The organism is Flavobacterium sp. FG19 (assembly GCF_057809475.1).
In genome coordinates this window covers 1-8,957 of the sequence record NZ_JBMDKA010000061.1, presented here as the reverse complement: position 1 = coordinate 8,957, position 8,957 = coordinate 1, and the positions used below count along the sequence as shown (strand labels likewise).

Sequence of the window (8,957 nt, the reverse complement as noted above, 5' to 3'; positions counted from 1 at the left end):
ACACAATGCCTGTCACGATACGTTTCCCGTGGTTGTAACCACGGGCTATGTTTAAATACGCAAATGTATAGACGATATTGTCATTTCTGACAAACTGTACACAGCTCAAAAAATGACAAGTGTCATTTCTACCCTTTAAATTGTTGAAAAGTTTCACAAATATTGGGTGATAAACTTTTTTTAAAGGGCGTTAATTCGGCTTGTAATGGTTAAATTTGTGGAACTTCATAAACAAATTACCATTATGGAAGAAATGCTCTTTTATGACCGAATGCAATTTGCCTTCACCATTACTTTTCATTACCTTTTTCCACAGCTTACAATGGGTCTTTCGCTTATTATTGTGTACTTCAAGTGGAAATATCTAAAAACTAAAAACGAACAATACAACCACGCTACCCATTTCTGGATGAAAATCTTTGCCCTCAATTTTGCAATGGGTGTTGTAACGGGAATTCCCATGGAATTTCAATTTGGAACCAACTGGGCAAAGTTTTCCGAATTAACAGGCGGAATCATTGGTCAGACACTGGCAATGGAAGGAATGTTTTCTTTTTTTCTCGAATCGTCGTTTTTAGGTTTGTTTTTGTTTGGAGAAAAACTGCTGGGACATAAATGGCATTTTGTAACCGGATTATTAATCATGATTGGTTCCTGGGCCAGCGGATTTTTAATTATTGCCACACATTCGTGGATGCAGAATCCGGTGGGTTATGAAATTTTAGAAAACGGAAAATTTGTGCTGAATAATTTTCAGGCATTATTTTTAAATCCGTGGCTTTGGCCTTCTTATCTGCACAATCAGGCCGCTTCTCTGGTAACCAGTTCTTTTGTTGTGGCCGGAATTGGAGCGTTCTATGTTTTAAGTAAAAAAAATGTTTCTTTTGGGAAACTGTTTCTCAAAACCGGTGTTATCTTCGGCTTAATTTCCAGTATAGTGGTGGCTGTACCAACAGGCGATTTACTGGCTAAAAACGTGGTGAAATACCAGCCGGTAACTTTTGCAGCCATGGAAGGAATTTTTCATACGGAAGAAAAAGGTTCTGAAATTGTTTTAATAGGGCAACCTGATGTTAAAGATAAAAAACTGGATAATAAAATTGCGGTTCCCAACATTTTAAGTTTCCTGACGTACGGAAACTGGGATCAGGAAATAAAAGGTTTAGACCAGTTTGAAGAAGATCTTCATCCAACTAATATTTCGGGATTGTATTATGCTTATCATATTATGGTAGGACTCGGGACCGTTTTTATTGGCTTAATGGTACTTTCTCTTTTTCAGTTAGTGAGAGGAAAACTATTTGAAACCAAATGGATTTTATGGTCCCTTATGTTCATGATGCCGTTTCCCTATATTGCCAATACCACAGGCTGGTACACGGCCGAATTGGGAAGACAGCCCTGGCTGGTTTATAATTTACTGCGAACAGCAGCCGGAGCATCGCCAACCGTTTCTTCAGGAAATACTTTGTTTACACTGCTTGGATTTATCGGATTGTATCTGCTGCTTGGAATGCTGTTTTTACTTTTGGTTGGAAAAATTATCAATAAAGGTCCTCATAAAGGAGAGACTGTAACTGAAAATATATAAGTATGGAATTTTTTTGGTACGTAGTTTTAATGGGAATCCTGGCCGTTTATCTGGTTTTAGACGGTTATGATTTTGGGGCAGGCATTATTCATTTGTTTTTTGCTGATACCGAAAGGGATAAAAAGGTAATTACCAATTCGATTGGCCCGTTTTGGGATGCTAATGAAGTCTGGCTTATTGCTGCCGGAGGAGTTTTGTTTTTTGCTTTTCCTACTTTGTATGCTTCTTCTTTCAGTGGATTTTATCTTCCGCTGATTATGATTTTATGGCTTTTGATTTTTCGTGCCATCGGACTCGAAATGCGGGGACAGATTCATAATGCTATGTGGGAAACCATCTGGGATAAAGCTTTTGGAATCGCGAGCCTGCTTCTGGCCCTTTTTTTCGGAATTGCCTTAGGAAATATTGTTCGCGGGGTTAATCTCGGAATGGTGCAAAACGGGGTTTCTACTCAGGAAGCTCATTATTTCTTTCTGCCTTTATGGAATCCTACTTTTAGTCCGCAGTCTAATGAATTAGGGATTATAGATTGGTTTACCCTTTTTCTTGGTGTTGTAAGTGTCGTGGCTTTAACCATTCACGGTGCCAACTGGATTATTTATAAAACCAATTCTTCATTAAACCCAAAACTTAAAAAAGTGGTTTTTGCGCTGAATATTGTCCTTCTTGTTTTGGTTTGTATTTCGCTGCAGATCTGGCATTTTATTGAACCTAAACCGTTTCATAATTTTGTAGAGAATCCCGTTTTATGGTTTTTTCCGCTTTTAACTTTTGCCGGGATTTTAGGATTATTTAAAGTCCGTTCGTTTCAAAAAGACGGTTACGGATTTCTGTTTTCGACCTTATTTCTGGTAGGAGGATTTGCTTCAACAGCCGTTTCAATTTTTCCAAATGTACTGCCTTCCACCAACAAAGTAAACCCGTCGTTAACGATTTATAATACGGCGGCTCACGAATATGGTTTAAATGCCGGACTGAGCTGGTTTTTTATCGCTTTGTTTCTGGTGATTATTTACTTTATTATTCAGTATCGTGTTTTTAGCGGTAAAATGGACGATGTTGGGTATGGGGAACATTGATTCTTAATATCTGATCTGTTTTATTATGAAATACATTATTCTGACTCTTTTAACAATAATCTGTATTGTATTGCTGTGAAAAACAGAATGAAAATCTGCTTAAAAGTGAAAATGAATGATTGAAAAAACAGAAAGCCTCGATTGTAAGCAGTAATTTTAAATTAGAACCATGAGGAATTTTTAATTTCTTTTGGTACTAAAAATATTTAATCGTAACTTACTGGAATCATTTAAAGACCGTTGGTTATCATCAACGGTTTTTTTAATTTAAAGAGTTTGTTTTTAGCCAAAATATTTAGGTATATTTGGGCTAAAACAGCAAAAAACTGTTTATAATTCCTCTTATTAACACCAACAGCCTATTAATTTAGAAATAATTCAGAAAATAAGTATTTATGTTTTTTAAAAAGAAACTATTATCAGAAACAGAGTTTACAGCAAAATTTGCGAAGAAATTAAGTAAAGAAATTAGTGGCTTAAAGATCATTTCAATACAGGATTTTGAAGTAAAGACTGAATTTAGTGATGCTGATTACCAGCATTTTTTAGATAATGCCTATTTTGAATATATCAGAGAACCTAAAGCGATTAAAGAGGTTATCGAAAAGTATTTAAACTCGGCACGTGAATTATATGCTCCCAAAGAAGAGATAGTGGTAGACAGGATTTTTCCGGTTGTAAAAGACAACCGATTTCTGCGAAGCCTTAAAGAACTCAATCCTAATTTTGAAGAGAATCATGTTTTTGAATCGTATAACGAGGAAATCACCATTTTTTATGCCGAAGACAAAGAGCACTCCATTCAGTATATTTCGAAAAAAGATTTAGAAACCATAGACTTTAGTTTAGAAAAACTAAAAGAAAAAGCCTTAGAAAACCTCATGAGCCAGCTCAATATGGAGCGCCATGGCGAAGACGGATTTTACATGGTAACGGCCGGCGGCAACTACGAATCAAGTTTGATTTTGCTGGATATCTGGTACAATGAAAATTTTCAGGTAAACGGTGATTTCGTCATAGGAATTCCGGCCCGCGACATATTGTATGTTACCGGAAGCAGGGACTCTAAAAACCTTCATTTACTGTACGATTCGGTGCAGAAAATAAACGAAACCGGAGACCATATTGTTTCGGATAAACTTTTTGAAAGGCGAAACGGAAAATTTGAAGTTTTGTAAAAAATAAATAAATACTACTATTTTATTACCGATATAAAATAAATTGACTCCGGTTTTAACCGGAGTTTTTTTGCCTGATTTGAAAAATTTTTAGCCAAAATGGAATGGTTTGGTTAAAACCTTTTTGCCTATATTTGATTATCTCCAGCCGGAGGGAACCTATAAAAACTAAACTGCTTTAAACTATTTTATCTATGTTTTTTAAAAAGAAAAAGAAAATACTAACACTCGAAGAATTTGTTAAAAAACTTAGCGAAAAATTACCTTTAAGTATTGATGGTCTTAAAGTCATTTCACGAACAGCCGGACTACTGCTTATAGAATATAAAAATGACCGGAATATTTTTAATTATGAGAAAGAGTATGAAAAATATGCAGAAAATCCCGATTCAGTAGATGAAATTTATGCAGACATAAAATCAGCTTTTTTTGCCCGTATGGAGACCACAAAAGTGAATGCTGAAAAAATCCTGCCGCGTATTGAAAATAAGCAATTTATAAAAGAACGCATTGAAGGCGATTCTGCAATGAACGATGTTGTTTATCAGTATGTTAATGAGGAACTGGCTGTTTTTTTTGTTGAAGAACGTGAAGGTAAGCTTTATCCTCTTCAAAAAAGAGACCTGAGAGATTTGAACTATTCAACAGAAGAATTGCTTATAAAGGCGGCCAACAATCTGGCTAATCTTCCCGATTTAGGAGTTCGTGATACAGATGGGCTTAGCAGAATTATCGCCGGAGGATTGTATGAATCAAGTTTTATACTTCTGAATTTACTGCTTAGAGAACAATTTTCTGTTTCGGGGCATATTGTTGCAGCGCTTCCTACGCGGGATACATTTTTTGTTACAGGAAGCGAAGACCGGGAAAGTCTGTCCAGGCTTCGTGGTATTATAGACAAACTCAAAAATGAAGGATGCGCCATTATTTCAGACAAACTATTTCTGCTGAATGACTACGACAGCTTTGTTGTTTTTGAAGAGGATTCCGAAGATTCTTTACCTGTTCAAAATCTAAAAATTGTCTATCAAAAAAATAAGCCACTATCTGAAGACGAATTATTATCTGAAAATGAATTTGCTCAGCTGATTATGAAAAAGTTAAGCGAAAGAATTGAGGGGATAAAAATTATCTCGCAGGAAAGACTGGAGATTATTACAGAGTATAGATACCAAAAAATTAGATTTGAATATTATAAGTGTTACGATAAGTATGTAAAACATCCTGAGACTCTGGATTCAGTCATTGATTCTTATGTTAATCATGCTTATGATACTTATATGCATACAAAACTGGAGACTTCTAAAATGTTTCCATTTATTGGAGATAAGAAATTTGTAGAAAGGCTTTCTGAAACCGAACCGGATTTTGAAAGAATTGTTTGTGATAGTTATAGCCAGGAACTGCTCGTTTTTTATGTAGAAAAAAGAGAATATTCAATGTACTTTATCAGACAGTCAGATATCCTGTTTTTAAATTACTCGCTTGAGGATTTAAGGGCTAAGGCCATAGAAAACCTTACTGCCGACTGGAACGTAGCGATTGCCGGAGAAGAGGGACTTTATGAGGTAACTTCGAATGGAAAATATGCTTCAGGGCTGATTTTGCTGGATATATGGGAAAGCGAATATCTGAAGGTGCAGGGAGATTTAGTAATTGCAATTCCCATTTCCAATAAAGTGTTTGTTACAGGAAGTAAGGATCAGGCTAATTTATTTAAATTTTACGAGATTATAAATAACATGAAAAAAGAGGGAGGCCTAGTTATTTCGGATAAATTGTTTGTATACAGAGGAAAACGTTTTGAGGTCTTAGAATAAGATTGAAAGCCGCTAAGGTTAAATTTCCATAATATAATTTTTACAAATTTGGATTTTATCTTCTTTTTCTTAGTTTTGTTAATAGAGAAATAAAACAAATCAAATGTATAATTGTTTTGATATAGCAAAGTATTTCATAGAACTGGCAGAGGAAGAAGGTCAGGGACTTGACCCCATGAAACTGCTTAAACTTACGTATATTTCGCATGGCTGGCATCTGGGGATCACCGGAAAACCTCTTTTTAATAATGAAATCCAGGCCTGGAAATACGGATCGGTGATTCCTGATTTGTATTATGAGATCCGAATGTTTGGCAAAGATCCCGTAGATCCGTTTTTGATTAATATATCGGCCAAAACTCCCCTTAAAAAAGAAGACAAAGATTTCCTGAAAAAAATCTGGGACAACTATAAAAGCTTATCCGGTTTACAGCTTTCGGCACTTACGCACGAAGAGGGAAGTCCGTGGTCGCAAACCTGGGACGGCACACATGATGTCATAATAGGAAATGATTTGATTAAAGAGTACTATCAGGAAAAACTAAAAAATTAATGGAAAAAACTTTAGCCGAAAAATTGCCCGCAAGTGCTTTAGGAAACGACATCATTAATGTTCCCAAAGATGTAACCAAAGAGGCCGAAAAAGAAGAACACCTCATGAAACCTTATGATCCGAAAAGCCATTCGGAATATATTGAACTCAAAAGATTTGAGATCGAGCAGGCCAACGAAAGTTCTGAACGAAAGCTAAGACAGGAAAATGCCAAAAAAGCTTTTATTTTTTCTTCGACCTGGGCTATTTTCATTGCAGCTGTGATTCTCTTACACGGTTTTGGGGTATCGTATAAGTTTTTTATTTTGTCGCAAACCGAATTTCTTTTTATAATAGGAACTTTAACAACTTCGATTTTTGCCTTTTATACTTTGGTTTTGAGGTATTTGTTTTACAGAAAACCAGCAGGAAAGCAATAATTTTTTTTGGAATATAAAAGTTGATCTGACCAAAAAGAAATAACATAAAAAATACAAAACCGTTTAATCTTTTCGAGAATAAACGGTTTTTTAGTCTCAAGTCTTTTCTTGTCCGAAAAATTGTATTTTTGTTTCTTTTTAAATCTTCTGAAATTGTATTTTACAAAGACAAATTTGTATTTTACCAAAACCGAAAATTGTAAAGAATTTTAAATATCTTTGAATTATGAGCACATCAATCAAACCCAGAAATATAGGCCGAAATATCAGCCGAATCAGAGAACTTCGCGGCATGAAACAAGGAGCACTTGCTGATGCTATTGGCACAAGCCAGCAGACTATTTCAAGTATTGAAACAAGTGAAACTGTCGAATTTGATAAACTGGTACAAATTGCCAAAGCGCTTGGCGTAACGGTAGAAGCGATTGAAAATTTTTCAGAAGAATCTGTTTTCAATTTCTTTAATAACTTTTACGATCAGAGTTCAAGTCAGGGAAATAGTTTTAATCAGGGAATGTATGCTACTTTTAATCCATTAGATAAAGTGATCGAACTTTATGAACGTTTGGTTTTGGCTGAAAAAGAACTAGTTCAGGCAGAAAAAGAAAAGGTAGAATATTTAGAAAAACTTTTGAATAAAGAAAAATAGTGGTTAACACGCAGAAATATAGTTCCGGTAACTTTATAGAATTGTGTTAAAAAAGAAATAAAAAAACAGTTTTCGAGGGCTGTCTCAAATATTGAGACAGCCCTTTTTGATACTCGAAAGTGTCATTCCGTAGGAATGCTTCGTTGGTAGAAAAAAATAACAATGCACGTTAACGTTCCGTAGGAACGTTTGGTTTTTCAGATGGTTTAAAATGATATTTAAAGAAACGTTCCTGCAGAACAAAAGAGGTATAAACAAAGGATGTTCTCATACATAATTTGAGAGTATCTAGTAAAATGCCTTTTTTAAATAAAGTGTTGTTCCTGTGTGTTAAAAAATATTAGTCAGTAGATAAAGCTTTACCTAAATAAAATACAAATCCGTTTATTCCCCCCAGAATAAACGGATTTTTTAGTTTCATCTTTGTCAAAATTAAAAATCCTGACAAAGATTACTCTACAAGTGAAACTAAATTCAAAAATATTTAAAACAAAAAAATGCTTTATCTGTTAAATCTGCAGGAAACCAAAAATTAAAATAATACCTCTTTGGCAATAATATAAAATCCCATTACGAGCACAAACCAGCCAAAAAGCGGTTTTAATTTTGCTCCGTCTATTTTTTTGGAAAGCTGACTGCCAATTAACATTCCGATAAGTGCCATAGCAGAAACGCTTAACAAAAAAGTATAATCGATTGGGGTTCCTATATATAAATCGCCTGCAAAACCTATCGACGAATTAATAGTAATAATTAAAAGTGAAGTTCCAACGGCTTGTTTCATAGGTAATTTGGCAAAAAACAATAAAGCCGGAATAATTAAGAATCCCCCGCCGGCACCCAGAAACCCGGTTACAATGCCCACCAGAAAACCAATGATGCTGAGCTGTGTATAATTGGTTTCGGTACTTTTTATTTCTGGCTGGTTTTTCCGAATCATCGAAATTGCAGCGGTGATCATTAAAACTGAGAAAACAATCATGATCAGAAAATCCTTCGAAACTGAGTAAGAAGCGACACAAAACAGGGTAGCAGCAATCTGCGGAAAAATAACTTCGCGGATAATTAAAATAGAAATCACCGAAGGCACCGCAAAATACAAAGCCGATTTGAGTTTCAGGTTTCCCATTTTGTAATGGCTGTAACTGCCGGACAAAGCGGTTAATCCCACAATAAACAAGGAATACGATGTAGCCTGATCCGGATTTACTTTAAAAAGATAAACCAAAATAGGAATCGTCAGAATAGAGCCTCCGCCGCCAATTAAGCCCAGCGAAATCCCAATAATGATTGAAGCAAAATATCCCAAATATTCCATTGCATTTGTTTTTATGCAAAGTTGCTTCGGAAATCAGAAACCTACAGTAACATTTATCACAGAAGATTTTTTTTGCCACGAATTCACGAATTATTAAGAATTTTTCTTTGTGGCGGATTACACGGAGTAAAGGGATTTTTCCGGACTTATAAATTTAAACACGTAGAAACGTAGATTTTTTTTGGCCACGAATTCACGAATTATTACGAATTTTTCTTTGTCGCAGATTACAAGGAGTAAAAGGATTTTTTCGGACTTATAAATTTAAATACATAGAAACATAGATCTTTTCCTAAGGTAAAGGTTAAAAAAAATAACACATTATTTACACATAGCTATGTTTGTTGCTA

Annotated in this window: 8 protein-coding genes; 7 read left to right on the top strand and 1 reads right to left on the bottom strand. The window is 35.0% G+C overall.

Features of this window, described 5'->3' with window-relative positions; translation table 11 throughout:
* The first annotated feature begins 244 nt into the window (after positions 1 to 244).
* The 7 genes from ACODST_RS27520 (at position 245) to ACODST_RS27490 (ending at position 7,289) form a co-directional block, all read left to right on the top strand.
* Entirely contained in the window at positions 245 to 1,591 is a 1,347-nt protein-coding gene (locus ACODST_RS27520) for a cytochrome ubiquinol oxidase subunit I (protein ID WP_488935303.1), read from the top strand.
* Positions 1,592 to 1,593: 2 nt separating this feature from the next.
* A complete protein-coding gene (cydB, locus tag ACODST_RS27515; RefSeq protein WP_488935302.1) occupies positions 1,594 to 2,670 on the top strand; it encodes a cytochrome d ubiquinol oxidase subunit II in 1,077 nt (358 codons plus the stop codon).
* A 395-nt stretch (positions 2,671 to 3,065) separates the two neighbouring features.
* Positions 3,066 to 3,848: a DUF1444 family protein gene (locus ACODST_RS27510; RefSeq protein WP_488935301.1), complete on the top strand. Its 783-nt coding sequence runs from the start codon at positions 3,066 to 3,068 to the stop codon at positions 3,846 to 3,848.
* Between the two features lie 194 nt (positions 3,849 to 4,042).
* Positions 4,043 to 5,668 carry a DUF1444 domain-containing protein gene (locus tag ACODST_RS27505; protein WP_488935300.1) on the top strand — a complete coding sequence of 542 codons (1,626 nt, stop codon included), beginning with the start codon at positions 4,043 to 4,045 and terminating at the stop codon, positions 5,666 to 5,668.
* 103 nt (positions 5,669 to 5,771) lie between these two features.
* A complete protein-coding gene (locus tag ACODST_RS27500; RefSeq protein WP_488935299.1) occupies positions 5,772 to 6,221 on the top strand; it encodes a Panacea domain-containing protein in 450 nt (149 codons plus the stop codon).
* On the top strand, positions 6,221 to 6,640 hold the full coding sequence (locus ACODST_RS27495; RefSeq protein WP_488935298.1) for a hypothetical protein: 420 nt from the start codon (positions 6,221 to 6,223) through the stop codon (positions 6,638 to 6,640). The genes ACODST_RS27500 and ACODST_RS27495 overlap by 1 nt, the downstream gene beginning before the upstream one ends.
* A 226-nt stretch (positions 6,641 to 6,866) precedes the next feature.
* The gene (locus ACODST_RS27490) at positions 6,867 to 7,289 is read left to right on the top strand and encodes a helix-turn-helix domain-containing protein (RefSeq protein ID WP_488935297.1); all 423 of its coding nucleotides are present in this window, start codon (positions 6,867 to 6,869) and stop codon (positions 7,287 to 7,289) included.
* A 532-nt stretch (positions 7,290 to 7,821) separates the two neighbouring features.
* Here the strand turns inward: ACODST_RS27490 and ACODST_RS27485 are convergent.
* The gene (locus ACODST_RS27485) at positions 7,822 to 8,607 is read right to left on the bottom strand and encodes a sulfite exporter TauE/SafE family protein (RefSeq protein WP_488935296.1); all 786 of its coding nucleotides are present in this window, start codon (positions 8,605 to 8,607) and stop codon (positions 7,822 to 7,824) included.
* Positions 8,608 to 8,957: the final 350 nt, after the last annotated feature.

What these genes read in the sequence shown, in the direction of transcription:
- ACODST_RS27520 (WP_488935303.1), top strand. Translation starts at nt 245, where the DNA reads ATGGAAGAAATGCTCTTTTATGACCGAATGCAATTTGCCTTCACCATT.
- cydB (WP_488935302.1), top strand. Translation starts at nt 1,594, where the DNA reads ATGGAATTTTTTTGGTACGTAGTTTTAATGGGAATCCTGGCCGTTTAT.
- ACODST_RS27510 (WP_488935301.1), top strand. Translation starts at nt 3,066, where the DNA reads ATGTTTTTTAAAAAGAAACTATTATCAGAAACAGAGTTTACAGCAAAA.
- ACODST_RS27505 (WP_488935300.1), top strand. Translation starts at nt 4,043, where the DNA reads ATGTTTTTTAAAAAGAAAAAGAAAATACTAACACTCGAAGAATTTGTT.
- ACODST_RS27500 (WP_488935299.1), top strand. Translation starts at nt 5,772, where the DNA reads ATGTATAATTGTTTTGATATAGCAAAGTATTTCATAGAACTGGCAGAG.
- ACODST_RS27495 (WP_488935298.1), top strand. Translation starts at nt 6,221, where the DNA reads ATGGAAAAAACTTTAGCCGAAAAATTGCCCGCAAGTGCTTTAGGAAAC.
- ACODST_RS27490 (WP_488935297.1), top strand. Translation starts at nt 6,867, where the DNA reads ATGAGCACATCAATCAAACCCAGAAATATAGGCCGAAATATCAGCCGA.
- ACODST_RS27485 (WP_488935296.1), bottom strand. Translation starts at nt 8,607, where the DNA reads ATGGAATATTTGGGATATTTTGCTTCAATCATTATTGGGATTTCGCTG.